Below are 23,627 nucleotides of genomic sequence, written 5' to 3' on the forward strand. Positions count from 1 at the left end.
GAAGCAGCCGGCCCCGACGTCGTCGGCTTCCTCGGCGCCCGGTCTGCCCCACCAGCCGGCCAGAGGCTCGATGGCGTCCACCAGCCGGTCGGCCCTGACCGGCTCGCTCAGGCAGTCATCGGCCCCCGCCTCGTACGCCTCCAGGCGATCGAGAAAGTTCCCTGCCTCGATCAACACGATCACCGAGGCGCCTGTGGCAGCGCGCAGCTTGGCGATCTGCGCCACCGTCGGGCCCGCCTCGCCGACGCTGAGTACGGCGACCGCAGCCTGACGACGGCGCGGCGCAGGCCAGGCCTCGCCACACGCAGCCCCTTTGGTTTCCACCGTGTGCCCGCGCTCTGCCAACGCCTCGACGAGCGCGGAGACCCACGGTTGCGCCGGGTCCGTCAGCAGCACAGTGGCCACTGGAGCTCCTCGTCCATTGTCCGCATGGCGTCATGATCGCGCCTGCCGTCGCCGCAGAAACGAATCCATACGCCATGCCGACGGCAAACCGGTAAAAAACGATGCGTTCTTGACGCGCGGTGCCGGGTGGGGCGTTCTAGAGCAGGCCGGTGCAGTCGACGGCGATCGGCTCCAGCCCTAACAGCGGCATCCGCTCCTGCCGCTCCCCCAGCCTGCCACCGCACTCCCCTCACGGACATCCTCGACCCCGCCGACCAGCCCTCGCGCGCCATCGCCCATGCGGTGTCGGGTCAGCGGTCATGGCAGCGGGCGTGTCAGGACGGCGGCGGCCCGGTATCAGAGCGGTCGCCCCACGGCTCCATCGCCCTGACCTCCGCGACCGGCCTGGCAGGGCACGTGCTCAAGCTCTTGCAGGGGGTCTTCGCAGAGCCGCAAAGGCCGACTACGTTGAGGGGCACGACGCCACCGCACCGTCGTACCGCAAACGCTGCCAGGTCAAAGTGATCAAAGATCGTTTGGGTATCTGGAGCGCATCCATGGCGCGCACACGCAACGAAAAACTCGCGGCACTGCTGAGCGAAGCTGGCTGGTACGAACGCAAGCGGCCAACGAGTTCAACCGCGCCGCGCAGCACCTCCAGCAGGCCACGGCCGCCTGCGCCGACCTCGCGGTTCGGTGGACGTGCCCCACTTGACGCCGATGCTCAGCCTCGACAACGTCTTCGGCCCCGAGCAGCTCGCCAAGCGGGCCGCTGCGCTGGAGCGCAGGCTCGGCCACCCGGTCGCGTCCATCCGGGTCGACCGGCTGCCCCAGTGGCAACGCCCGGGACTGCTGTGTCCCCTCTTCGTTCGGGGCGAGGTCCTCTCGGAGGCCGACCTGGCCTGGGTCCGGTCGCGCCGGGTGGTGCCCGGGCCCGGCGTCTTCCCATGGTCGACGACGATCACCTTCTCGGTCTTCACGTACCCGGCACGCACTCGCTCACCTCGCTGCTGGGCTGGTAGGGGCTGCCCTCGGAGGCGTACGTGACTGCTTCAGGGCCGCCCAGCAGGAAGCTCCGGCACTCGGCGGCCCGGGAGGAGCAGGTGCCGGTGATAACGCGCAGGTTGACGCCCTCCTTCTCGAGGCGCCACTTGGCGGGGATCTTAGGAGGATCGTGCACCGCTTCGTCCAATGGCCGGGCGAACTCAAGGGCTGACCGATGTCACGCGGTGTCCGCCATTTCCCGTCAAGGAGGTGATGACCCCCTACGGCGAGAAAAGTGAGCGAGGTCCGATGAGTATGGCCGACCTGGGGCTGACCGCCGACCAGGAGAACCTCTACCGGCGCCTGCTGCGTGACCCGCACACCGATCTCGACGCGGCCGGGGCCGGGCAGGTGCTGGCCGAGCTGCGTGCGCTGGGTCTGGTGGACGGCGCGCTGACCGCCGTCCACCCGGCCGTCGCCATCGATCTGCTGGTACAGCGGCGCATCGAGCAGACTCGGCGCCAGCTCGCCGGGCTCACCGTCGCATGGGACCTGCTCACCGAGTTGGCCGAGGAGCACCGCAGCGGGCGCCCCGTGCGGATGGTCGAGCACATCCCCGACGAGCCGGCCGTCACCCGCCGCGTGTACATGATGCTCGCCGAGCATCCCGGCGAGTTCGCGCATCTGAAGACCACAGCGCTGACCACGGGCGCCGGGTATGAGGAGCTACCCCACTACGACCACGCCCCGTTCAGGCGCTCGCTTGCCACCGGCTTGCGCAGCCGTACCCTCTTCCCCGCCCACGTCTTGGAAGATCCGGCGCAGGAGCCTTACGTCCGCCAGTGGCACGCCCAGGGCGCCCTGCACTGTCTCCACCGGCGCGGGCACCGGACCTGCCCGGCCCTGACCCGTCGATCCCGTCCCGCGACCCGGCGGCACGCAACCGCCGGGCCGCGGGCCGTACACGAGCCCTGGCCTCACCTTGAGAAGACGGCGATCAGCCTTCCTTGATCGCCGTCTCCACCAGGGCGCGTGCCGCCCACCTGATGGTCTCCTCTTCGGCACGGGCATCGAGGCCGCGCACGTCACGCAGGGCGATCTGCGCCTCCCAGCCGACCACGACGGTCAGCGCCGAGATCAGGCGCTGGAACGACTGCTCGCTCAAGGTGTCGCGCAATGGCTCGCAGGCCTGCTCCAGCCAGCCCACCCGGCGTTGGGTCCGGCGCGGCGCGGGCGGCCGCGTGTCGTCGTCCGGCATGTCAACGGTCAAGCGGATCAACCTGCGCCCCAGCGGAAGTGACTGCGGTGAGTGCTCCAGCAGCGTCCGGATGAGGGCGTCCACCCGGGCCGCCGCGTCGCCCGCGACCACGGGGTCGGCCAGCGCCTGCTCCACCGGGGGCTCGTTGATCGCACCGGCGGTCGCGTCGATCAGCAACTGGTCGAGGGTCGGGAAGTGGGAGTAGATCGTGCGACGTGCCACGTCGGCGGCGGCGGCGATCTCGTCGATGGACGGCGTCGCGCCACCCGCGCTCAGTTTGGCCGCCGCCTCGACGATCGCTTTGCGAGTACGGCGGCGCTGCGCTTCGCGTCCGCTGCTCATCATGTCCTCCATGCCTCAGGTCGGCTGGGTCCTGTTGACGGCTAATCACGACATGAGTATACCTATGTGCATTCACTGCACTCCAGTGCAATGAATGCACATCTGTGTTTTCGAGTTCCGTGTCACGAACCGGCCTGGCCGTTTCGTCTCGGAAGCAGCGACCTATGTCGACGAAGGAGATCGATTATGCGAGTGTTCGTGGCTGGCGGTGCCGGGGCGCTGGGCCGGCGGCTGGTGCCGCAGCTGGTGGCACGTGGTCATCAGGTGACGGCGACCTCGACGAGCACGAAGAGGTTCGGCGTGCTGCAGCAGCTGGGCGCCGAGCCCGTCGTGATGGACGGGCTGGACCCGGTGTCGGTCAGTGAGGCGGTGGCCAAGGCGCAGCCGGAGGTGATCGTGCACCAGATGACCGCGATCTCCGGCAAGCCGGATCTCAAGAACTTCGACCGCTGGTTCGCCACCACCAACCGGCTGCGCACCGAGGGAACGGACCACCTGCTGGCTGCCGCCGAGGCCAACGGCGTCTCTCACTTCGTGGCGCAGAGCTACGCCTCCTGGAACGGCATCCGCCAGGGCGGGTGGGTCAAGACCGAGGAGGATCCGCTGGACCCGACCAGCATCGGCGCGGGCGCCGCGGCGATCCGCCATCTCGAGGAGGTGGTGGTCAAGGCCGGTGGCGCGGTGCTGCGGTACGGCGCGTTCTACGGGCCGGGCGCCACCGACGATCAGGTCGAACTGCTGCGCAAGCGTCAGTTCCCGGTCGTCGGGGACGGCGGCGGCCACAACTCGTGGGTGCATCTCGACGACGCGGCGAGCGCCACCGTCCTGGCCGTGGAGCTGCGGGCTCAGGGCGTGTTCAACATCGTCGACGACGAGCCCGCCCCAGCCCGAGAGTGGCTGCCCTACATGGCCGCCTGCGCGGGCGCCAAGCCGCCGATGCGGGTGCCGGTCTGGCTGGCGCGGCTGCTGGCCGGGAAGACGGCGGTGACGATGATGACCGAGGGACGGGGCTTCTCCAACGCCAAGGCCAAGCGGGAGTTCGGATGGACGCTGCGATACCCGTCGTGGCGACAGGGTTTCAAGGAGGAGCTGGCATGAAGACACAGGTTCTGGTTCTCGGCGCGGGTTACACCGGCATGATGGCGGCGCTCGGCGTGGCGCGCCGCACCCGTGACGCGCAGGTCACCCTGGTCAACCCCACCGACCGCTTCGTCGAGCGACTGCGGTCGCACCAGGTCGCGGCCGGGCAGACGCTCGGTGACTACCGCATTCCGGCGCTCGTGGCGGGCACGGGCGTGCGGTTCGTCCAGGGCCGGGCGACCCGCATCGACGCCTCCAGAAGGCGAGTGCTCGTCGCAGACGTCGAGCTGCCTTACGACGTCCTCGTCTACGCGATCGGCAGCTACACCCCGCCCGTCGAGCACGCCTTCACCATCAGCGACCCCGGGCTGCCGGAGTTCCTGCGCCATGCGACGGGCACCTTCACGGTATGCGGCGCCGGCCTGACCGGCATCGAGGCCGCAACCGAGACCACCGAGGCGTACCCCCACCTGCACGTGCGTCTGGTCAGCCAGGGCGAGCCCGGCGCGATGATGGGCCCGGCGGCACGCGCCCACATGCACAAAGCGTTCGACCGGCTCGGCATCGAGGTCCGCACCGGCGTGAGCGTCGCCAAGGTGCTGCCCGACGCGATCGACCTCGGCGGCGGCGAGCTGCTGCCCACCGACGGAACGCTGTGGACGACCGGAGTCGCGTACGCGCCTTTGGCCGCCTCGGCGGGGATCACGACCGACGAGGCCGGGCGGATCGTGGTCGACCAGACCCTGCGCTCGGTGTCGCATCCGTCCGTCTACGCGGTCGGTGACGCGGGGGCGATCCGGCAGTCCTATGGGGTGATCCACGGTACGTGCCAGAGCGGCATCCCCATGGCTGCCCACGCCGCGCAGTCGATCGTCCGGCAGGTGCGGGGCAAGCAGCCGCGCCCGTTCCGTTTCGGCTACTGGCATCAGCCGGTTTCGCTCGGACGACAGGATGCGGTCATTCAGTTCACCTACCCCGATGACACACCGCGTCGCTGGTATCTGAAGGCGAAAGCCGCGATCCGCTACAAGGAGGCGGTCAGCAGCAGCCCGCTGAAGTTCTACCGCATGTCAGTCCCGCTGCCGGCGCGGATGCTCGGCATGACCGGCGGCCGCCGCAACAAGCTGCCCAGCTGATTGCGCATCCGGAAATCGTCATGATCTCCCGGATGCCGTGCGTTCAGAGCTACGGCCCTCATCTAGATGTATTGACCACAAGCGTTGTTGACACGATGTGCGGAACGTCGCGGCGAGCGCATAAGGCGAGGTTCGGGTAGGGGTGCCTACCGGCTTTTGTCTGCTGCGGTGCTGGAAGCGTGCACTTCGTCCATGTCGAGGCTGCGCGCCTGGTTGATGAGGTCGTCGAGTGCTACCTCGGGCAGGGCGCCGGCCTGACGGAAGATGGCGATCTGTTCGCGCACGATCATGAGGGTGGGGATCGACGTGATCTCGAATGCCTGCGCCAGTTCTCGCTGTGCCTCGGTGTCGACCTTGGCGAAGACGACGCCCTCGTGCTTGTCCGAGACCTGCTCGAAGACGGGCCCGAACTTACGGCAAGGTCCGCACCATTCGGCCCAGAAATCGATGATCACAAGTCGTTTCCGGAGATGACCTCGTTGCGGTCAGCTCGATGGTGCTCATGAGTGCTACTCCTGCATGTGATCGGGGTATCGGGTTGCGCTGGGGCGCTGTGCGGCCGTCGGGCACACTGCGAGGTCGCGGTGTGCCCGACGGCCGTCTGCCGTGCGGGCGGCGTCGTGCTCCGTCCGCACGGAGTCCCTGCGAGGTCAGCGAGCGGCGACGTTGTCCGCGACCCCGGTCTCGGGGACTGCCTCGGCGTCGCGCTGGAGGGGTGCGGTGTTCTTCGGGCCGCGCAGGGCGACGTAGAGAAGCAGGGCGGCCATGACGGCGGCGCCGACCCACATGGACTGCTGCCAGCCGTCGACGAAGGACTGCTGTGCGGCGTGGATGAGGTCCTGGGCGTGGCTGCCGCTGGTGGGTGCGACCTCGATGGCGTTGGCGATGCCTTCGCGTGCGGTGTCCGCGGCCCCGCTGGGGATGCCGTCGAGCTTGCCGTCGATGGCGCTGCGGTAGCCGCCTGCCAGGAGCGCGCCGAGCATGGCGACGCCGAGGGCGGTGCCGAACTCGCGGGTGACGTCGTTGAGTGCGGAGGCAACGCCTTGCTTGGCGCGGGGCAGTGAGCTGGTGATGGCCTCGGTGGAGGGTGTCATCGACAGACCCATGCCGATGCCCATGGCGAGCATGCCAGCCAGGATGGACAGGTAGCCGCCGTCGACGGAGACGAACAGCGCCATCTGCGCCAGGCCGATTGTGGCCAGGGCGACGCCGACGGTCATGGTGGAGCGGGCGCCGATCTTGGCGGCCATTTTCGGGGCCAGGCCCGAGGTCATCATCATCATGACGGCCATCGGCATCATCGCCACCGTGGACAGCAGCCCGGACCAGCCGAGTACGGCCTGGAAGAACGGGAAGAGCACGACGGCGATGCCGGCCTGGACGCCGAAGACGACGAGCAGGGTGATAGAGCCGCCGGCCAGGCCGCGCTCACGGAAGAGGCGTACGTCCAACAGCGAGGCGTCGCGGCGGTGCAGCTCCCAGGCCACGAAGGCGATGGCGGCGACGACGCCGACGGCCAGGCTGATCAGGGTGATGGGGGCGGTCCAGCCGCGCTCGGGGCCTTCCTGCAGGACGAAGATGAGACCGATCACGGCGATGGTGGAGACCAGCGCACCGATGGTGTCGAAGGAATGGGTGGAGCGTTCGCGGGAGTTGGGCACCGACTTCAGAGTCATCGCCAGCGCGACGACGACCAGGACCACGGGCAGCACAAACAGCCAGCGCCAGTCGGCGACGTCGACCAGTAGGGCGGAGAGGAACATGCCCAGGATGCCGCCGCCTCCGGCGACGCCGGTCCACACACCGATCGCCTTGCCGCGCTCCTCCTCGGGGAAGGTAGAGGTAATGACTGCGAGAGTGATCGGCATGATCATCGCAGCGCTGATGCCGGCGGCTACGCGCGCGGCGATCATCACCGCGGCCGACGGGGCAAGCCCCGCGACGACGCTGGCGGCACCGAAGATGACCAGTCCGGTGATCAGCATGGGCTTGCGGCCCAGACGGTCACCGATCGCGCCGAGCGGCAGCAGCAGCGCGGCCAGGGCGAGGGTGTAGATATTGATGATCCACAGAACGGTGGTCTGCGAGGCGCCGAACTCGACGGCCATGTGGGTCTGGGCGACATTCAGCCCTGACACCGAGGCAATGACAGCCATCAGCGCGAGCGAGACGGTGATCAGGACCGCACGCAGCTGACGCGCATCCGGCGTACCCCCGGCGCCTACTGGCGTATCCGGTGCCTGGGGAGGCTGATTGATACTCATGGTTTCCTTCCAAAAGGGCATGCCGACTCAGCGCCGGGACAGGGCCGGTCGCCAGGTTGGTGAGATGGGGACTTCCCGCGCGGCCCGTTGGATGGCGGTCGCACGGTTCTTCAGCTGCGGGGCTTACGTGTCAGCCAGCGGTTTTCTGTGCGGCGGCGAGCGCGGCGTCGGTGTCCGCGGTGGCCAGCAGGGCGTTGATGTGGGAGCCGGCCAGGGCTCCGGCCGCGGCGGAGGCTCCGACCTGGGCGGTGAGGTCGGTGGCGTTGCCGACCACCCACACGCCCGGGATCTCGGTGGTGCCGGCCATGGCGGAGGCGAAGCGACGGCCCATGTTGTCGGGCAGGTCCTCCATCGGCAGCTTCAGGCCCTCCAAGCCCTCGGTGCGGGCCTGCATCTGCGTGGCCACAGCCAGAACGCGCCGCTCCACGAAGCTGCCGTCGGTCAGGCGGACGCCGGCGAGGGTGCCGCTGTCGTCGTTGACGACTTCCTTGATGTCCGTCTCGATGATGCGGATGCTGCGGGCGGCGAAGCGGGCGCGGGTGTCCGCGTCCAGATCGGTGCCGTGAGTGAAGTAGATGAGGTCATCCGTCAGCTGGCGGAACAGCCAGGCGTGGTGGACGGAAGCCGGGCCGGTGGCGAGGATGCCGATGGGCTCGTCGCGCACCTCATAGCCGTGGCAGTAGGGGCAGTGCACCACGCTGTGGCCCCAGTGCTCGGCCAGGCCGGGCACCTCGGGCAGCACGTCGCGCAGTCCGGTGGCCACCAGCACCCGGCGTGCCGTCAGCGTGCGGCCGTCGGCCAGGGTGACGGTGAACCGCAGGTCACCGTCGCCCGAGGGGGCGGCGGGTTCGGCCGTGGCCACTTCCCCGAAGACGATCCGGCCGCCGTACTGGCGTACCTGCTCACGTCCGCGCTTGAGGATCTCGGGGGGCGGGGTGCCGTCCAGGACGATGAAGCCGTGCATGGCTGTTGCGGGGGCGTTGCGCGGGGTGCTGCTGTCGATCACGACGACCGAGCGGCGCGAGCGGGCCAGCATCAGCGCGCCGTTCAGGCCCGCGGCGCCGCCGCCGATCACCACGACGTCCACGGTCTCGGTGGGCAATGCGTCGCTCTCGTAGTGGGAAGTCTGCGCAGACATGTCGCGCCCTTTCGTCGTACCTGGCCCCCCGTGCTGGACCATCTGTATTCGACGTTAAGCCCATGTTGCATCGGGGGCATACCATATTGCCTATGACGCAAGAAGATCGGCAGCTGGAGAGCCTCGTACGCAAACGGATCCGCGCTCTGCGCGTCGCGCAGGGCTGGTCGCTGGAGGAACTGGCCACCCGGGCCAACCTCAGCCAGTCCTCACTGAGCCGCATCGAGAACGGTCAGCGACGCCTCGCCCTGGATCAGCTGGTCACCCTCGCCCGCGCCCTGGACACCACGCTGGACCAGCTCGTGGAGAACGCTGCCGACGATGTCGTCATGAGTCCGATGATCGACGGCACTCACGGTTTGATGCGCTGGCCCATAAAGGGCGACCCGGGCATGAGCGTGATGCGTCAGCGGATGACCGACCCGCCGCCCGACAACCCCTCGAAGATGCGTGCCCACCCCGGCCGCGAGTGGCTGGTGGTGCTGTCAGGCACCGCCATCCTCATGCTGGGCCACCGGCGCTTTCGCATCGAGACCAATCAGGCCGCCGAGTTCCCCACCATGATGCCGCACGCCATCGGCGCCGAGGGCGGACCGTGCGAGATCATGGGCATCTTCGACCGCGACGCCCGCCGCGGCCACCAGAAAGACGCCGGCGCCGACGGCTCCGAAGCCGACTGCGGAGGCACCCAGGGCCCCTGCGAATAGCGGGCCACGGCCGCGCGGGAGGCCCAGGCCCGGCGGGCGATCTTGCGTGCTGGGCAGCACGTCAATCCACCTTCTTGCGTAATGCGCAAGGAGTCGTGCGGAAGGCGCATAGCGGGCTTACGGTGTTGCCATGACCCAAACGCACCAGCACACCCGCCATGGCGAAGGCGGTCACCACCTCGACCACGGCCATGGCGGCCACCACGAGCACACCGATGGCGGGCAGGCGGAGATCCTCGATCTGGATGCCGAGGTGCTCGCCGAGCACATGGCGTCCATCACCGCCTGGCTGCCGCTGAAGAGCGAGCCGCGCCACATCGTGGACCTGGGCTGCGGCACCGGCGCAGGCACCTTCGCGCTCCTCGAGCGCTTCCCCGACGCGCACGTCACCGCCGTCGACACCGCGGCCGGGCATCTCCAGCTCCTGCGCGAGAAGGCATGTGCCCGCGGTGTCGAGGGGCGCGTACGGACCGTGCAGGCCGACCTCGACAGCGACCACTGGCCCGACCTCGGCAGGCCGGATCTGGTGTGGGCCTCGGCCTCGATGCACCACACGGCCGACCCCGACCGCGCCCTGGCGAGCGTCCGCGACCTGCTCGCCCCCGGCGGCCTGTTCGCCGTCGTCGAACTGGCGGGCTTCCCCCGCTTCCTGCCCGCCCACGCCCCGGAGAACCGGCCCGGCCTCGAAGAGCGCGCCCACGCCGCGACCGACAGCTTCCACGCCGAGCACGTTCCGCACCGCGGCGCCGACTGGGGCCCGATGCTGACAGCCGCCGGCTTCACCGTCGAGGCCGAGCGCACCATCACCGTCAACATCGAAGGTGAACGCAGCGCAGCGATCGGCCGCTACGCCTACGGCAGCCTGCAGCGCATCCGCGGGGTAGCCGCCCCCGCCCTCGGCCCCGAGGACCTCGCCGCTCTCGACGAGCTCCTGGATATCGACAGCCCGAACAGCCTGCTGCGCCGCGAGGATCTCGCCGTACGCACCGAGCGCACCGTCTGGGCCGCCCGCCGCGCCTGACACCCGGCAGGCACCCCGGGTTGCCTGCCGGGCAGCCCCAGCACCGAATTGCTTGCCTCATACGCAACCACCGCCTGCGCAGCGCCATGCGCGTCGTTGGGCTGAGCAACCACGCCCGCGCACGCCTCGCGCAGCGCTATCGCCGCGCCCCACGGTGCGGCGGAGAGGAAAGGAGCATTCATGACTGCACCGCAGATCCCCGCCGACTACGAAGCCTGGCGCCAGGGCCGGCGGGAAGAGATCGCCGGAGCCAACGGCAAGGCCAAGGTCGCCGCCAACGCCAAGATCACCGACCCTGGTCCTCACACGCTTCCCGGCATCCCCGGCGAATGGCGCACCACCGAAGCAGGAGACCTGACCGTGACGGCCCAGGCCGCCGACGGCGTACAGGTAGCCGGCAGCCTGGTCGACGGAACGAGCCCCGTCCCCTCCGGCAGCACCCTGGAGTTCCCTGACAACCGGGTCGGCTTCGCCAGCGGCGCGGATGGCTCCTACGGCCTGGTCGTCGTGGACCAAGGCCGCCTCGAGCGCACCGGACTCACCGGCATCGACTCTGGGAGCGTCCGAGGAGGTCGCGGCGGCGTGGGCGATATTCGCCCGTCGGGCCAGGCGGAAGGTGCTGATCGCCAGGTTGCGGAAGGACACGAGACCTCGCGGTGCGGTACCCGATCCTGAGCCGGTTTCGGGACAGTTTTAGGGACGATGGTCGAGTGAACGCCCCCACCGAGACGAAACCGTACGGCCCCGCCAACACGATCCGGATCGGCTACGCCCGTCTCCACCCGCGCCCAGGACCACCTGTCGCAGATGCGGGCCCTGGGTGGCGCGCACTGCCGCGAGATCGTCGAAGAGATCGCCAGCACCCGCAAGGATCGGCCCAAGCTACGCGCCACCGTCGAGCGGATGCACCCCCGCGACACGCTGGTCATCTACAAGCCCGACCGCATCGCCCGCAGCGTGAAGGAGCTGTTGGTCTTCCTGGATGACGAGCTGGCCCCGCGCGGCATCAACCTGGAGATCCTGTCCGGCATCTGCGCCGGTACCCATCGGCCCAACGGTCAGACCATCGCCGACAAGATGCTGTTCATGGTCGCCGCCATGGCCGCCGAGATGGAACGTGACCTGATCAGCGGGCGCACCCTGGACGGCCTGGCCGCCGCCCGCGCCCACGGCCGCGCCGGAGGCCGACCCTCGGCGCTGGACGCCGACAAGCTGGCCGCCGCCCGCGCCCGCCAAGAGCGCGGCGAGTCCATCACCGCCATCGCCAAGCACCTCGGCGTCGGCCGCTCCACCCTGTATCGAGCGCTGGAGAAGGACGACCGGCCCGCCGCGGCGGCAACGAATGCCGCCCCCGTATGGGCGGTGTCAATTCTCGGACGCGGGCCGTATGGAACCCGTCAGGAACGACAAAACCGGACACATCTGGGTTTTGGCTAGTCCCGTAGCAATCATCCGGATGTGAGGAGTGGGGATGGCCGACGTCATCTTCGTCGCCCTGACGATCGCGTTGTTCGTGATCCTCGGGCTCGTCGTCAAGGCGGTGGAGCGCCTGTGAGCGCGATCAACGCCACTGGCCTGTTCGTGGCCGCCGGCCTCGTGATCTTCATGATCGCGGCCCTGCTGTTCCCTGAGCGGTTCTGATGGGCTGGATCTTCGTCGCCTCCCTCGTCATCGCGCTGGCCCTGGTGCACAAGCCGCTCGGCGACTACATCCACAGGGTCTACACGACCACCAAGCACAACGGGGTCGAGCGCTTCCTCTACCGCTTGGTCGGCGTCCAGCCGGACGCTGAGCAGAAGTGGGGGGTCTACGCGCGAGGCGTGCTGGCGTTCTCGGTCATCTCCCTGCTCGCCCTGTACGGCCTGCAGCGCCTGCAGGACAAGCTCTTCCTCAGTCTGGGCTTCGCCCCGGTCCCCGACCACATCGCGTGGAACACCGCGGTCAGCTTCGTGACGAACACGAACTGGCAGGCGTACTCGGGTGAGTCCACGATGGGGCACCTGGTCCAGATGTCCGGCCTCGCCGTACAGAACTTCGTGTCGGCGGCGGTCGGCATGGCTGTGGCGATCGCGCTGGTGCGCGGCTTCGCCCGCAGGGGCTCCGACACCCTCGGCAACTTCTGGGTGGACCTGGTGCGCGGCACCATCCGCGTCCTGCTGCCTCTCGCGTTCGTCGGCGCGCTGGTCCTGGTGGCCGGCGGCCTGGTGCAGAACTTCGTCGGCCCGCACGAGATCACGGCTCTCACCGGCGGCCCGCAGAACCTGACCGGCGGCCCGGTGGCCAGCCAGGAGGTCATCAAGGAGCTGGGCACCAACGGCGGCGGCTTCTACAACACCAACTCCGCCCACCCCTTCGAGAACGCCACGTCGTGGACGAACTGGTTCGAGATCTTCCTGATCCTGCTGATTCCCTTCGCGCTGCCGCGCACCTTCGGCAAGATGGTCGGCCAGCCCCGCCAGGGGTACGCGATCCTCGCCGTCATGGGGATCATCGCGCTGGCTGGCATCACGCTGACCAACGTCTTCGAACTCGGCGGCGACGCGACCGTCCCGCAGGCGGTCGGCGCGGCCATGGAGGGCAAGGACGTCAGGTTCGGCGTCGCCAACTCCGCGACCTTCGCCGCGGCGACGACGCTGACGAGCACCGGCGCCGTGAACTCCTTCCACGACTCCTACACCCCGATCGGCGGCATGATGACGCTGTTCAACATGATGCTGGGCGAGGTCGCCCCCGGAGGCGTCGGCGCGGGCCTGTACGGCATGCTCGTGCTGGCCGTGATCACCGTGTTCGTGGCGGGCCTGATGGTCGGCCGCACGCCTGAGTACCTTGGCAAGAAGATCGGCTCCCGCGAGATCAAGCTGGCCTCGATGTACTTCCTGGTCACCCCGATCCTCGTGCTGGCCGGCACGGCCGTGGCGATGGGCAACGAGGCGGGCCTCGCGGCCATGCTCAACAGCGGGCCGCACGGCTTCTCGGAGATCCTCTACGCCTTCACCAGCGCCTCGAACAACAACGGCTCGGCTTTCGGCGGCGTCACCGTCAACACCCCGTGGTACGACGTCGCGCTCGGCCTGTGCATGCTGCTCGGCCGGTTCCTGCCGATCATCTTCGTGCTCGCGCTGGCCGGTTCGCTGGCTCGGCAGAAGCCCGCACCCGAAAGCGCCGGCACGCTGCCGACCCACCGGCCGCAGTTCGTCGGCATGGTCGTCGGCGTGACGCTCATCCTCGTCGCTCTGACCTTCCTCCCGGCGCTCGCGCTGGGGCCGCTCGCAGAAGGACTCCTGTCATGACGACCCAACTGGTCGAGGCCCCGGCGCGGACACCGGGGCAGAAGAAGAACGGCAAGATAGGAGACGGTCTGCTCGACCCGAACCAGATGCTCAGGTCGCTGCCCGACGCGCTCAGGAAACTGAACCCCGTCACGCTCTGGCGTAACCCGGTCATGCTGATCGTGGAGATCGGCGCGGCCTTCACCACCGTCCTGGCGGTGCTGGACCCTTCGTTCTTCGCCTGGGCCACCGTCGTGTGGCTCTGGCTGACCGTGGTCTTCGCCAACCTGGCCGAGGCCGTCGCCGAGGGGCGCGGCAAAGCTCAGGCGGCGACGCTGCGCAAGGCCAAGACCGACACGATGGCGCGCAAGCAGTCCGGTGAGCTGGTCCCCGCGCCCGAGCTGCGGCAGGGCGACATCGTCGTCGTCGAGGCCGGGGAGGTCATCCCCGGTGACGGCGACGTGATCGAGGGCATCGCCAGTGTGGACGAGTCCGCCATCACCGGCGAGTCCGCTCCGGTGATCCGCGAGTCCGGAGGTGACCGGTCCGCGGTGACCGGCGGCACCAAGGTGCTCTCCGACAAGATCACCGTCCAGATCACCCAGAAACCCGGCGAGAGCTTCATCGATCGGATGATCGCCCTCGTCGAGGGCGCCAACCGGCAGAAGACGCCGAACGAGATCGCGCTCAACATCCTGCTGGCCGCGCTCACGATCATCTTCCTGGTAGCCACCGTGACCATGCAGCCGCTGGCCATCTGGGCCAAGGGCCAGAACCCCGGCATTCCCGACTCCCTCGCCCTGACCGGAGACGGTGTCACCGGCATCGTGTTGATCTCGCTGCTGGTCTGCCTCATCCCGACGACCATCGGCGCCCTGCTGTCGGCCATCGGCATCGCGGGCATGGACCGGCTGGTCCAGCGCAACGTCCTGGCCATGTCGGGCCGCGCGGTCGAGGCCGCAGGTGATGTCTCCACGCTGCTGCTGGACAAGACCGGCACCATCACGCTGGGCAACCGCCAGGCGTCGGAGTTCGTGCCTGTGGCGGGCGTGTCCGAGATGGAGCTGGCGCGGGCGGCGCAGCTGTCGTCGCTGGCCGACGAGACGCCCGAGGGTCGCTCGATCGTGGTGTACGCCAAGACCGCCTACGGCCTGCGCGAGCGGGAGCCCGGCGAGCTGGCCCATGCCGACTGGGTGGCGTTCACCGCGCAGACCCGCATGTCGGGCGTGAACCTCGACGGCAAGCAGGTCCGCAAGGGCGCGGCGACCGCCGTCATGAAGTGGGTCAGGGACCACGGCGGTCACCCGACCGACGAGGTCGGCGACATCGTCGACGGGATCTCCGGCTCGGGCGGCACCCCCCTGGTCGTGGCCGAGAAGGGCCGCGTGCTGGGCGTCATCCACCTCAAGGACGTCGTCAAGGCGGGCATGCGCGAGCGGTTCGACGAGATGCGCCGCATGGGCATCAGGACCGTGATGATCACCGGTGACAACCCGCTGACCGCCAGGGCGATCGCGGACGAGGCCGGCGTGGACGACTTCCTCGCCGAGGCCACCCCCGAGGACAAGCTCGCCCTGATCAGGAAGGAGCAGGAGGGCGGTCGCCTGGTCGCCATGACGGGCGACGGCACCAACGACGCCCCCGCTCTCGCGCAGTCGGACGTCGGCGTCGCCATGAACACGGGGACCAGCGCCGCCAAAGAGGCGGGCAACATGGTCGACCTCGACTCCGACCCGACCAAGCTCATCGAGATCGTCGAGATCGGCAAGCAACTGCTCATCACCCGCGGCGCGCTGACGACGTTCTCGATCGCCAACGACATCGCCAAGTACTTCGCGATCATTCCCGCGATGTTCGCTGCGGTCTACCCGGGCCTGGACGCGCTCAACGTCATGCGCCTGGCCAGCCCGCAGTCGGCGATCCTGTCGGCCGTCGTCTTCAACGCGCTGGTGATCGTCGCGCTGATCCCGCTCGCCCTGCGCGGCGTGCGCTACCGGCCTTCGAGCGCGTCGAAACTGCTCAGCCGCAACCTCTACGTCTACGGCCTGGGCGGCATCGTCGCGCCGTTCATCGGCATCAAAGTCATCGACCTGCTCGTTCAGTTCCTTCCTGGGATGTCATAAATGGAACGCATGCCCAGCTGGATCCGCCTGCACCTGGCCGCGCTGCGCGCGCTGCTCGTGCTCACGGCGGTCACCGGCGTCATCTACCCGCTGGCGGTCACGGGCGTGGCCCAGGCGCTGTTCACCGGCCAGGCCAACGGCTCGCTGGTCGAGAAGGACGGCAAGGTGGTCGGCAGCGCGCTGATCGGCCAGTCCTTCGAGGGCCACAGGGAGTACTTCCAGAGCCGCCCGTCGGCGGCCGGTGACGGCTACGACATGCTGTCCACCGCCGCCAGCAACCTCGGACCCGAGGACGTCGTGGACGTCCTGCCGGTGCCCGGCGCCAAGGACGACGAGGGCGACCCGGACGAGGGCAGGCAGTCGCTGCTCACCCAGGTCTGCGCCCGCTCCAAGGCGATCGGCGAGCTGGAGGGTGTCAGCGGCGCGCGGCCGTACTGCACCAGCGACGGAGTGGGCGCGGTGCTGAAGGTCTTCCCCGCCGTGGGCGCTCCCACCAGGGCGGTCAGCGTCAACCAGGCCTGCCCCTCGCGACCCTTCGTCGCCGAGTACCAGGGCGTCAGGGTCGAGTGCGGCAGGCCCGGCGAGGACTACGCCGCCGGCCGTACCGTGCCGGTGCGCGGGAACGTGAGCGACGTCGAGGTACCCGCAGACGCGGTCACCGCCAGCGGCTCCGGCCTCGATCCGCACATCTCCCTGGCCTACGCCGAGCTGCAGGCGCGGCGGGTGGCCGAGGAACGCGGCGTCGACGTCGGCAGGGTGCGGCAGCTCATCGGCGAGCACACCACCGGCAGGGCGCTCGGCTTCATGGGCGAGCCGGCCGTCAACGTGCTCGAGCTCAACCTGGCACTCGACAAGGAGTAGGACATGCCACGCGGGCGGCTGAGGGTCTACCTGGGCGCCGCACCCGGGGTGGGCAAGACCTTCGCGATGCTGGGTGAGGGCCGCCGGGCCAAGGAGCGTGGCAGGGACGTGGTCGTGGGTCTCGTCGAGACCCACGGCCGCCTCCACACCGAGGAGCTCCTCGAGGGCATGGAGGTGATCCCCCGCCGGAGGCTGGTCCACCGGGGGGCGACCTTCACCGAACTCGACGTGGACGCCGTCATCGCTCGCGCGCCGAAGATCGTGCTCATCGACGAGCTGGCGCACACCAACGTGCCGGGGTCGAGGAACGTCAAGCGCTGGCAGGACATCGAGCAGATCCTCGACGCCGGCATCAATGTCATCTCGACGGTCAACGTCCAGCACCTGGAGTCGCTCAACGACGTCGTCCAGCAGATCACCGGCGTCCCGCAGCGGGAGACCGTACCGGACGAGGTGGTGCGCCGCGCCGACCAGATCGAGCTGGTCGACATGTCACCCGAGGCCCTGCGCAGAAGGATGGCACACGGCAACGTCTACGCCCCGGAGAAGGTCGATGCCGCCCTGTCCAACTACTTCAGAGTCGGCAACCTCACCGCTCTGAGAGAGCTGGCCCTGCTCTGGGCCGCGGGCAAGGTCGACGAGCAGCTCGACCGCTACCGGGCCGATCACGGCATCGCCACCACCTGGGAGGCGCGCGAGCGGGTCGTCGTGGCCCTGACCGGCGGGCCGGAAGGTGACACGCTGGTACGGCGCGCGGCCCGCGTCGCCGCTCGCACCAAGGGCGCCGACCTGCTCGCGGTGCACGTGACCAGGGCGGACGGCCTGTCAGGCGGCGATCCCGCCAGCCTGTCGCGTCAGCGGACCCTGGTGGAGTCGCTCGGCGGCACCTACCACCAGGTGGTCGGCGACGACATCCCGCGCGCGTTGCTCGACTTCGCCCGTGGCGTCAACGCCACCCAGCTGGTGCTCGGCGCCTCCCGGCGCGGCAGGTTCGCCCAGATCCTCTCCCGCGGTGTCGGGGTGGAGACCACCGCGCTGTCCGGCTCGATCGACGTCCACATGATCACTCATGACGAGGTGAGGAAGGGCAGACGCCGCCCGGAACGTCACCGGGCGGCGCTGACCGGCCCGCGCCGGCTGACCGGGTGGATCGTGGCGGTCGTGGGCGTTCCCGCGCTCACGGCGGCGCTGATCCCGTTCAGGAACGACCTGTCGTTGCCGAGCGAAATCCTCTTCTTCCTGGTCATGACGGTCGGGGTGGCGCTGATCGGCGGCATGTGGCCGGCCATCACCGCGGCCGTGGGCGGGTCGCTGCTGCTCAACTTCTTCTTCACTCCCCCGGTGGGCGAGTTCACGATCTCCGACCCTGAGAACCTGTTCGCTCTGATCGTGTTCGTGCTCGTGGCGGCGGCGGTGAGCACGATCGTGGATCTCGCGGCCCGCCGTACCAGAGAAGCGGCGCGCGCCACCGCGGACGCGGAGGTGCTCTCGACGCTGGCCGGGCACGTCCTGCGCGGCGAGTCCGCCGTGTCGACGCTGCTGACCCGCCTGCGGGAGACGTTCGCGCTGATATCGGTGACGCTGCTGGAACGGCTGCCGGACACCGGCGGGGCGCCGGACGACCAGACCGACCCCGCGGCGTGGCGGGTCGTCGCGACGAGCGGTGGCACGCCGTGCACGACGCCGTCGGAGGGCGACACCGACGTGGTGGTCGACGAAGACCTGGTGCTGGCGGCGCGGGGCGGGCTGCTCAACGCCTCCGATCGGCGGGTGCTGGAGGCGTTCGCCGCAGAGATCGCCGTGGCCCTGCGCCAGCAGCGCCTGGAGGAGCAGGCCGACAGGGCCAAACCCCTGGCGGAGGCGGACAGGATGCGCACCGCGTTGCTCGCCGCCGTCAGCCACGACCTGCGCACCCCCCTCGCCTCGGCCAAGGCGGCCGTGGAGAGCCTGCGCAACGACGAGATCGACTGGAGCCCCGAGGATCACCGCGAACTGCTGGCCACCGCCGACGAGTCGCTGGCCCGCCTGGACCGCCTGGTGGCCAACCTGCTCGACATGAGCCGCCTGCAGGCAGGCGTCCTGGGCCTGGCACTGCAGGCCGTGGCGCTCGAGGAGGTCGTGCCCCGCTCGATCGACGACCTCGGACCGCTCCGTGAGCGGGTCGAGGGTGACATCTCCATCGAACTGCCCGAGATCGCCGCCGATCCCGCGCTGCTCGAACGGGTCCTGGTCAACCTGATGGCCAACGCGATCCGCTACAGCCCGCCGGAGGCGAAGGTGCTCATCACCGCGAGCCGGCACGGCGACCAGGTGGAGATCCGGGTGATCGACCGGGGCCCCGGCATCCCGCCCGATGCCCACGACCGCGTCTTCCTGCCCTTCCAGCGGCTGGGTGACCGCGACAACCACACCGGTGTCGGCCTCGGCCTGGCCCTTTCCCGAGGACTGGCGGAGGCCATGGGCGGCACCCTCGTACCCGATGAGACACCAGGGGGAGGTCTCACCATGATCCTCGCATTGCCCCTCTTCTCGAGAACGGTGACCATGTGACGCGCGTCCTCATCGTCGATGACGAACGACAGATCCTTCGAGCGCTGCGGATCAACCTGGCCGCCCGGCACTACGAGGTGGAGACCGCCGCCGACGGCAGCGCCGCCCTGCGTCAGGCCGCCGACAGCGCACCGGACCTGGTCATTCTCGATCTCGGCCTGCCGGACCTCGACGGCGTGGACGTCATCCACGGCCTGCGCGGCTGGTCCAGGGTGCCGATCATCGTCTTGTCCGGCAGGGCCGGCAACCAGGACAAGGTGGAGGCGCTGGACGCCGGGGCCGACGACTACGTGACCAAACCGTTCGGCATCGACGAGCTGCTGGCCAGGGTCCGCGCGGTCACCAGGCGGACGGGGACGCACGAGGCCGAGCCGGCCAGCATCCGGATCGGCGACCACGTGGTCGACCTGACCAGCAAGACCGTATCGGGCAAGGTGCGCCTCACTCCCACCGAGTGGCACATCCTCGAGATCCTGCTGCGCAACCCGGGCAAGCTGGTGAGCCAGCGGCAGCTGCTGGCCGAGGTGTGGGGGGAGAAGTACATCAAGGAGACCCACTACCTGCGGCAGTACATGACCCAGCTGCGCCACAAGCTCGAACCCGACCCCGGCCACCCGGCCCACCTGATCACCGAGCCCGGCATGGGCTACCGGTTCACCCCGTAGCGTCCCCCTTCGCCCTGGATCTGTGATGGGATCCGGCGCGACGCGGAGTTCATGCTCGGCACCCGGAAACCGGCAAGCCGTTCGAATACCTGCCTCAGCGCGTTAGTGATGCTAATCACCGTCGCCGACGCCTCATCTTCGTCACATTCTGCGGCCCGAATCCGTCCTATGAGTAGGCAAGGTTAGGGGGCCCACATGCGTTCGCTGGTCAAGCACCGGTCGTTTCAGTTCTCGCACTGGTCGTTCATGTTCGCGGAGATCGCCGTCTGGTCGTTCGTCGTCCTGCTGGTGACCGGGGCCGTGCTGATGGTGTTCTACGACCCCAGCATGGCCCAGGTGACCTATGACGGCTCCTACGGCCCGCTGCGTGGACTCTTCGTCAGCAGGGCCTTCGACTCGACCATGCATCTCAGCCTGGAAGTGCGTGGCGGCCTGCTCATCCGCCAGGTCCACCACTGGGCGGCGCTCGTCTTCGTGGCGGCCGTCGCCTTGCAGCTGCTGCGCATGTTCCTCACCGGCGCGTTCCGCCGCCCGCGCACCACTCAGTGGCTGATCTGGGTGACGCTGCTGGCGCTGGGCATGGCCGCGGGCGAGACCGGCAACGCCCTGCCTGACGACATGTTGTCGGGTGGGAGCCTGTGGCTGATCATGTCGGTGGTGCAGTCCATCCCCTTCGTAGGAACCTGGGCGCTGTCGCTGCTGTTCGGGCCGGACTTCCCCGGAGACAGGATCATTCCGGTGATGTACGGCGGGCACCTGCTGATCGCGGTCGTCATGGCCGTACTGCTGATCGCCCGTGAACTCCTGGTGCGGCGGCACGGCCACTCCCGATTCATCGCCTCGGTGTCGGCACGGCGGAGCGCACGCCCCCTGATGGCCCTCGCGACGTTCGGCATGCTGATCATTCTCGGGTTCGGGTTCCAGATCGCCCCCATATGGCTGTACGGACCCGCCAAGCCGACGCAGATCTCGGCGGGCTCGGTACCTGACTGGTACATGGGGTTCCTCGACGGCGCCCTCCGGATCATGCCCGGGTGGGAACTCACTCTTGGGGACTACACGCTCAGCCTCGCGGTCCTCATCCCCACGCTGGTGATACCAGGGCTCTTCTTCACCGCCCTGGCCGCCTACCCGACCGCCGAGCGCTTCCTCGTCTCGCGACGCAGCCGCCGCGACGCACTGGGCCGGCCCAAGACCACGAGCCGCATGCCCCGCGTACCGGGCGCGCAAAACATGCTCGATCGGCCACGCGACACGCCGACGAAGACGGCCATCGCGGTCGCCGGCATCACGTTCTACGGCCTGCTGTGGGCAGCCGCGGCCAACGACCAGATCGCCCACCAGTTCCACCTCACCGTCGAGGCTGTGACGATCTTCTTCAGGTACGCCGTGGTCATCGGCCCTGTCATCGCCTTCATCATCGCCCGGTGGATCTGCCTCGCACTGCAGCAGACGGATCGCCACGTCGTGGAGCACGGGGTGGAGACCGGGATCATCACGCGCTCCCTGGACGGCGGGTTCCACGAACGGCTGGCGCCGGCGCAGCAAGAGCCCCAGGAGCTGGCGGCCACCTCTGGGAGATGACAGTTGTACCGATCAAGCGCGTGAACGTGGCCCTCGGCGGCCGACGAGCGTGCAGCACCGTCGGAAACCACCGGGCCAATGCCGTGAGGATGGCCCGGTCGGCCCGGTCCGGCTTCGGGCGCCCGACCTGGCGCCTCAGCACAGCCGCCTCCTGAACTCGCCGAAGACCGTTACCCGATCTTGCCGAGGTCGAAGGCGACGTCGGCGAGATGAACCGCCCGCACCTCCGGGTCATCGAGGAGCTTACGCAGGTCGGCGAGTTTCCAGCGGTCGGGTCTTCCGGGCCTTCTCCGTGGACTCCGTGTCGGCTCCGGGGTCCGCCTCCACGACGGCGATCGCGTCGGCCAGGTCTCCGGACGGCCCGTCGAGGGAGGGAGCCCGGACACCGAACAGGTCCTCCACGATCTCGTACCGCCCCTCGCCTCGCTGGGACCGGCCCTGCGCGGCTCCCCCCACAGCGTGAGGATCGTCTCCAGCAGTCCCCCACCCTGGCGGTAACCGGGCGCCAGGCGCTTGTCCGGGGTTCGCGACGCGGGCGGCCGTGGCGTACACCTGTGCCATCCGTTCGTCGTCGAGGTTGATGAGACACCCCCAGAACCCGGTCGACCGCGCTGAAAGCCAGGACAGCACCGCGGTGACGGCCAGGACCTTGCCCAGAGACCTGGCCACGTAGGTCCAGTCGGGCTCCCTCACGTTCATCACCGGCGCGCCCCTGAGATCCAGATCAAATCGGGTACGGCGCACCATAGCCGCCCGGAACCGAGGCGGGACTCCTTATGACAGCGCGGCCGGAACTGCTGCCGGGCAGGGATGCAGGTCCGGCTGGCGGGCAAGCGCCTGGCCGGTCGCGGCGGCACGGAGCTCTGTCGCCTGGAACGGTCACGGCAGCCCTGCCGAGGGACGGTGGCGATTAAGAGAAGGCTCCAGAGTGTTCGAGCGCCTTCCACATCGATGGCAGGAGACGAGAGAGGGGGCGGGTACGCGAGAATGCCGGATGTGATTGTGGACAAAGCGATCTACTGCGACGGAGTGCGCGAGACCATCAACGGCGACATCAGCGATGCGGTCACCGCCGCCCGCGCCCGGGGCGACTGTTTCTTGTGGATCGGCCTGCACGAGCCCACACAGGAGGAGTTCGACCTGATCACCAACGAGGTGAAGCTGCATCCGCTGGCGGTGGAGGACGCCATCCACGCCCACCAGCGGCCCAAGCTCGAACGCTACGACGACACCCTGTTCATCGTGCTCAAGCCGCTGCTGTATGTGGAGGAGAGCTCCGACATCGAGGTCGGCGAGATCAACCTGTTCCTCGGCCGCGACTTCGTCATCAGCGTCCGCCACGGCCAGGCCAACCCGCTGAGCGGGGTACGCCGCCGCATCGAATCCGACCCCGATCTGCTGGCCGCGGGCCCGGCCGGGGTGCTGTACGCGATCTGCGACGAGGTCGTCGACGCCTACTCGCGCATCTCCCACGAGGTCGCGGGTGATCTCATCGCCCTGGAGCAGCGGGTGTTCAGCGGTGAGCACGCCGATGTCACCGCCGACATCTATTCACTCAAACGCGAGGTGTTGGAGTTCCGCACCGCCCAGGACCCGCTGATCCCGGTGCTGGAAGAGATCGTCAAAGACCGCGTGGAGCTGTGCAGAACCAACCGGGAGCAGTTCCGCGATGTTCTCGATCACCTGTTGCGCGTGGACGCCCAGGTCGATGAGCACAACGAGCTGCTCACCAGCGCCTTGAGCGCCCATCTGGCCCTGGTGGGCCGTGAGCAGAACACGGTGGCCATGCAGCAGAACGCCGACATGCGCAAGATCTCTTCGTGGGCGGCCCTCATCGCCGTCCCCACCATGATCGCCGGGATTTACGGCATGAACTTCGACTACATGCCCGAGCTGCACTGGTTGCTCGGCTACCCCTTGAGCCTTGCGGTCATGGTCGTCGCCGTTCTCTTCGTCCACCGGCTGCTGCGCAAGAGCGGATGGCTGTGAGAATCCCCAAGTTCTTCTCCCGCAGGCTCTCCCCGAGCAGGCTCCTGATCGCCGTGATCGTCGTCTGGATCATCCTGTTGACCATCATCATCGTGGTCGACCCCCAAGGCTCCGGCCCCGGCCCATGAGGCCACGACCGAGTAGCTGACGGTTTCAGCCTGCGGTCCTGCGTCGGTCCGGGCAGATGAGGCGGCGCGCAAGGTCGAGGAGGTCCAGGGGAGATCGTCTGGTGTTCGTAGCGGATGCGCAGCCGTTCGAACTGGTGCGGCCAG

The 23,627-nt window shown here is 68.9% G+C and carries 23 protein-coding genes and 1 pseudogene; 17 read left to right on the forward strand and 7 right to left on the reverse strand.

Annotation, left to right across the window (positions count from 1 at the left end; genetic code table 11):
- Window positions 1-405 (reverse strand): DNA-binding transcriptional response regulator (locus FHR33_RS42630; RefSeq protein WP_183660673.1); only part of this gene is annotated, 405 nt, incomplete at its 3' end.
- A 955-nt stretch (window positions 406-1,360) separates the two neighbouring features.
- Window positions 1,361-1,564, reverse strand: a complete 204-nt coding sequence (locus FHR33_RS42635; protein WP_183660675.1) for a hypothetical protein — start codon at window positions 1,562-1,564, stop codon at window positions 1,361-1,363.
- A 113-nt stretch (window positions 1,565-1,677) separates the two neighbouring features.
- On the opposite strand from FHR33_RS42635, the gene FHR33_RS42640 reads away from it, so the two are divergent.
- Window positions 1,678-2,379, forward strand: a complete 702-nt coding sequence (locus FHR33_RS42640; RefSeq protein ID WP_183660677.1) for a hypothetical protein — start codon at window positions 1,678-1,680, stop codon at window positions 2,377-2,379.
- Here FHR33_RS42640 and FHR33_RS42645 read toward each other — a convergent pair.
- Window positions 2,366-2,980, reverse strand: a complete 615-nt coding sequence (locus tag FHR33_RS42645; RefSeq protein ID WP_183660679.1) for a TetR/AcrR family transcriptional regulator — start codon at window positions 2,978-2,980, stop codon at window positions 2,366-2,368. The two genes, FHR33_RS42640 and FHR33_RS42645, sit on opposite strands and share 14 nt — an antisense overlap.
- Before the next feature lie 174 nt (window positions 2,981-3,154).
- On the opposite strand from FHR33_RS42645, the gene FHR33_RS42650 reads away from it, so the two are divergent.
- Window positions 3,155-4,066 carry an NAD-dependent epimerase/dehydratase family protein gene (locus tag FHR33_RS42650; protein WP_183660681.1) on the forward strand — a complete coding sequence of 304 codons (912 nt, stop codon included), beginning with the start codon at window positions 3,155-3,157 and terminating at the stop codon, window positions 4,064-4,066.
- Complete coding sequence (locus FHR33_RS42655; protein WP_246453690.1) at window positions 4,012-5,184, forward strand: NAD(P)/FAD-dependent oxidoreductase; 1,173 nt, start codon at window positions 4,012-4,014, stop codon at window positions 5,182-5,184. The genes FHR33_RS42650 and FHR33_RS42655 overlap by 55 nt, the downstream gene beginning before the upstream one ends.
- A gap of 146 nt (window positions 5,185-5,330) precedes the next feature.
- On the opposite strand, the gene FHR33_RS42660 is transcribed toward FHR33_RS42655, so the two are convergent.
- From FHR33_RS42660 to FHR33_RS42670, 3 genes are all read right to left on the reverse strand, one after another.
- Window positions 5,331-5,639 carry a thioredoxin family protein gene (locus tag FHR33_RS42660; RefSeq protein ID WP_183660683.1) on the reverse strand — a complete coding sequence of 103 codons (309 nt, stop codon included), beginning with the start codon at window positions 5,637-5,639 and terminating at the stop codon, window positions 5,331-5,333.
- 195 nt (window positions 5,640-5,834) lie between these two features.
- On the reverse strand, window positions 5,835-7,469 hold the full coding sequence (locus tag FHR33_RS42665) for an MFS transporter (RefSeq protein ID WP_312896035.1): 1,635 nt from the start codon (window positions 7,467-7,469) through the stop codon (window positions 5,835-5,837).
- A 109-nt stretch (window positions 7,470-7,578) separates the two neighbouring features.
- On the reverse strand, window positions 7,579-8,586 hold the full coding sequence (locus tag FHR33_RS42670; protein ID WP_183660687.1) for an NAD(P)/FAD-dependent oxidoreductase: 1,008 nt from the start codon (window positions 8,584-8,586) through the stop codon (window positions 7,579-7,581).
- Between the two features lie 62 nt (window positions 8,587-8,648).
- Between FHR33_RS42670 and relB the strand changes: the two genes are divergently transcribed.
- The 12 genes and pseudogenes from relB (at window position 8,649) to FHR33_RS42730 (ending at window position 21,366) form a co-directional block, all read left to right on the forward strand.
- Window positions 8,649-9,293: a type II toxin-antitoxin system RelB family anti-toxin gene (gene relB, locus FHR33_RS42675; RefSeq protein WP_376773307.1), complete on the forward strand. Its 645-nt coding sequence runs from the start codon at window positions 8,649-8,651 to the stop codon at window positions 9,291-9,293.
- Between the two features lie 130 nt (window positions 9,294-9,423).
- Window positions 9,424-10,314, forward strand: a complete 891-nt coding sequence (locus FHR33_RS42680) for a class I SAM-dependent methyltransferase (RefSeq protein ID WP_183660689.1) — start codon at window positions 9,424-9,426, stop codon at window positions 10,312-10,314.
- Between the two features lie 180 nt (window positions 10,315-10,494).
- The gene (locus tag FHR33_RS42685) at window positions 10,495-10,989 is read left to right on the forward strand and encodes a hypothetical protein (RefSeq protein ID WP_183660691.1); all 495 of its coding nucleotides are present in this window, start codon (window positions 10,495-10,497) and stop codon (window positions 10,987-10,989) included.
- Window positions 10,990-11,100: 111 nt separating this feature from the next.
- Window positions 11,101-11,478, forward strand: a pseudogene (locus FHR33_RS52230) (recombinase family protein); the annotation flags it as partial.
- Complete coding sequence (locus tag FHR33_RS52235; protein ID WP_281388563.1) at window positions 11,464-11,751, forward strand: helix-turn-helix domain-containing protein; 288 nt, start codon at window positions 11,464-11,466, stop codon at window positions 11,749-11,751. The pseudogene FHR33_RS52230 and the gene FHR33_RS52235, both read left to right, overlap by 15 nt.
- A gap of 114 nt (window positions 11,752-11,865) precedes the next feature.
- On the forward strand, window positions 11,866-11,955 hold the full coding sequence (locus FHR33_RS42700) for a potassium-transporting ATPase subunit F (RefSeq protein WP_183660695.1): 90 nt from the start codon (window positions 11,866-11,868) through the stop codon (window positions 11,953-11,955).
- Entirely contained in the window at window positions 11,955-13,604 is a 1,650-nt protein-coding gene (kdpA, locus tag FHR33_RS42705; RefSeq protein ID WP_183660696.1) for a potassium-transporting ATPase subunit KdpA, read from the forward strand. Before FHR33_RS42700 ends, kdpA begins: the two co-directional genes overlap by 1 nt.
- Window positions 13,601-15,706 carry a potassium-transporting ATPase subunit KdpB gene (gene kdpB, locus FHR33_RS42710; RefSeq protein ID WP_183660697.1) on the forward strand — a complete coding sequence of 702 codons (2,106 nt, stop codon included), beginning with the start codon at window positions 13,601-13,603 and terminating at the stop codon, window positions 15,704-15,706. Before kdpA ends, kdpB begins: the two co-directional genes overlap by 4 nt.
- Window positions 15,707-16,567 carry a potassium-transporting ATPase subunit C gene (locus FHR33_RS42715; protein WP_183660698.1) on the forward strand — a complete coding sequence of 287 codons (861 nt, stop codon included), beginning with the start codon at window positions 15,707-15,709 and terminating at the stop codon, window positions 16,565-16,567.
- Between the two features lie 3 nt (window positions 16,568-16,570).
- Complete coding sequence (locus FHR33_RS42720) at window positions 16,571-19,117, forward strand: DUF4118 domain-containing protein (protein ID WP_183660699.1); 2,547 nt, start codon at window positions 16,571-16,573, stop codon at window positions 19,115-19,117.
- A complete protein-coding gene (locus FHR33_RS42725) occupies window positions 19,114-19,782 on the forward strand; it encodes a response regulator (protein ID WP_183660700.1) in 669 nt (222 codons plus the stop codon). The genes FHR33_RS42720 and FHR33_RS42725 overlap by 4 nt, the downstream gene beginning before the upstream one ends.
- Window positions 19,783-19,977: 195 nt before the next feature.
- Window positions 19,978-21,366, forward strand: a complete 1,389-nt coding sequence (locus FHR33_RS42730) for a cytochrome b (RefSeq protein ID WP_183660701.1) — start codon at window positions 19,978-19,980, stop codon at window positions 21,364-21,366.
- 243 nt (window positions 21,367-21,609) lie between these two features.
- Here FHR33_RS42730 and FHR33_RS42735 read toward each other — a convergent pair whose 3' ends face one another.
- Window positions 21,610-22,065, reverse strand: a complete 456-nt coding sequence (locus FHR33_RS42735) for a hypothetical protein (RefSeq protein ID WP_183660702.1) — start codon at window positions 22,063-22,065, stop codon at window positions 21,610-21,612.
- Between the two features lie 288 nt (window positions 22,066-22,353).
- Here FHR33_RS42735 and FHR33_RS42740 point away from each other — a divergent pair, with 288 nt between their 5' ends.
- Together FHR33_RS42740 and FHR33_RS52240 are read left to right on the forward strand one after the other, a co-directional pair.
- Window positions 22,354-23,355, forward strand: coding sequence for a magnesium and cobalt transport protein CorA (locus FHR33_RS42740; RefSeq protein WP_183660704.1), 1,002 nt, complete (start codon window positions 22,354-22,356; stop codon window positions 23,353-23,355).
- Window positions 23,352-23,483, forward strand: coding sequence for a hypothetical protein (locus FHR33_RS52240; protein WP_281388538.1), 132 nt, complete (start codon window positions 23,352-23,354; stop codon window positions 23,481-23,483). Before FHR33_RS42740 ends, FHR33_RS52240 begins: the two co-directional genes overlap by 4 nt.
- The last annotated feature ends 144 nt before the right edge of the window (window positions 23,484-23,627 follow it).

This window comes from Nonomuraea dietziae (assembly GCF_014195505.1).
Lineage (GTDB): Bacteria > Actinomycetota > Actinomycetes > Streptosporangiales > Streptosporangiaceae > Nonomuraea > Nonomuraea roseola.

Bases quoted from the DNA above. Each gene is read 5' to 3' on its own strand.
- FHR33_RS42730 (WP_183660701.1), top strand. From the start codon at position 19,978: ATGCGTTCGCTGGTCAAGCACCGGTCGTTTCAGTTCTCGCACTGGTCG.
- FHR33_RS42670 (WP_183660687.1), bottom strand. From the start codon at position 8,586: ATGTCTGCGCAGACTTCCCACTACGAGAGCGACGCATTGCCCACCGAG.
- kdpA (WP_183660696.1), top strand. From the start codon at position 11,955: ATGGGCTGGATCTTCGTCGCCTCCCTCGTCATCGCGCTGGCCCTGGTG.
- FHR33_RS42735 (WP_183660702.1), bottom strand. From the start codon at position 22,065: ATGAACGTGAGGGAGCCCGACTGGACCTACGTGGCCAGGTCTCTGGGC.
- FHR33_RS42640 (WP_183660677.1), top strand. From the start codon at position 1,678: ATGAGTATGGCCGACCTGGGGCTGACCGCCGACCAGGAGAACCTCTAC.
- FHR33_RS42715 (WP_183660698.1), top strand. From the start codon at position 15,707: ATGGAACGCATGCCCAGCTGGATCCGCCTGCACCTGGCCGCGCTGCGC.
- FHR33_RS42665 (WP_312896035.1), bottom strand. From the start codon at position 7,469: ATGCCCTTTTGGAAGGAAACCATGAGTATCAATCAGCCTCCCCAGGCA.
- FHR33_RS42645 (WP_183660679.1), bottom strand. From the start codon at position 2,980: ATGGAGGACATGATGAGCAGCGGACGCGAAGCGCAGCGCCGCCGTACT.
- relB (WP_376773307.1), top strand. From the start codon at position 8,649: ATGTTGCATCGGGGGCATACCATATTGCCTATGACGCAAGAAGATCGG.
- FHR33_RS42685 (WP_183660691.1), top strand. From the start codon at position 10,495: ATGACTGCACCGCAGATCCCCGCCGACTACGAAGCCTGGCGCCAGGGC.
- kdpB (WP_183660697.1), top strand. From the start codon at position 13,601: ATGACGACCCAACTGGTCGAGGCCCCGGCGCGGACACCGGGGCAGAAG.
- FHR33_RS42680 (WP_183660689.1), top strand. From the start codon at position 9,424: ATGACCCAAACGCACCAGCACACCCGCCATGGCGAAGGCGGTCACCAC.
- FHR33_RS42655 (WP_246453690.1), top strand. From the start codon at position 4,012: ATGGACGCTGCGATACCCGTCGTGGCGACAGGGTTTCAAGGAGGAGCT.
- FHR33_RS42720 (WP_183660699.1), top strand. From the start codon at position 16,571: ATGCCACGCGGGCGGCTGAGGGTCTACCTGGGCGCCGCACCCGGGGTG.
- FHR33_RS42740 (WP_183660704.1), top strand. From the start codon at position 22,354: ATGCCGGATGTGATTGTGGACAAAGCGATCTACTGCGACGGAGTGCGC.
- FHR33_RS42650 (WP_183660681.1), top strand. From the start codon at position 3,155: ATGCGAGTGTTCGTGGCTGGCGGTGCCGGGGCGCTGGGCCGGCGGCTG.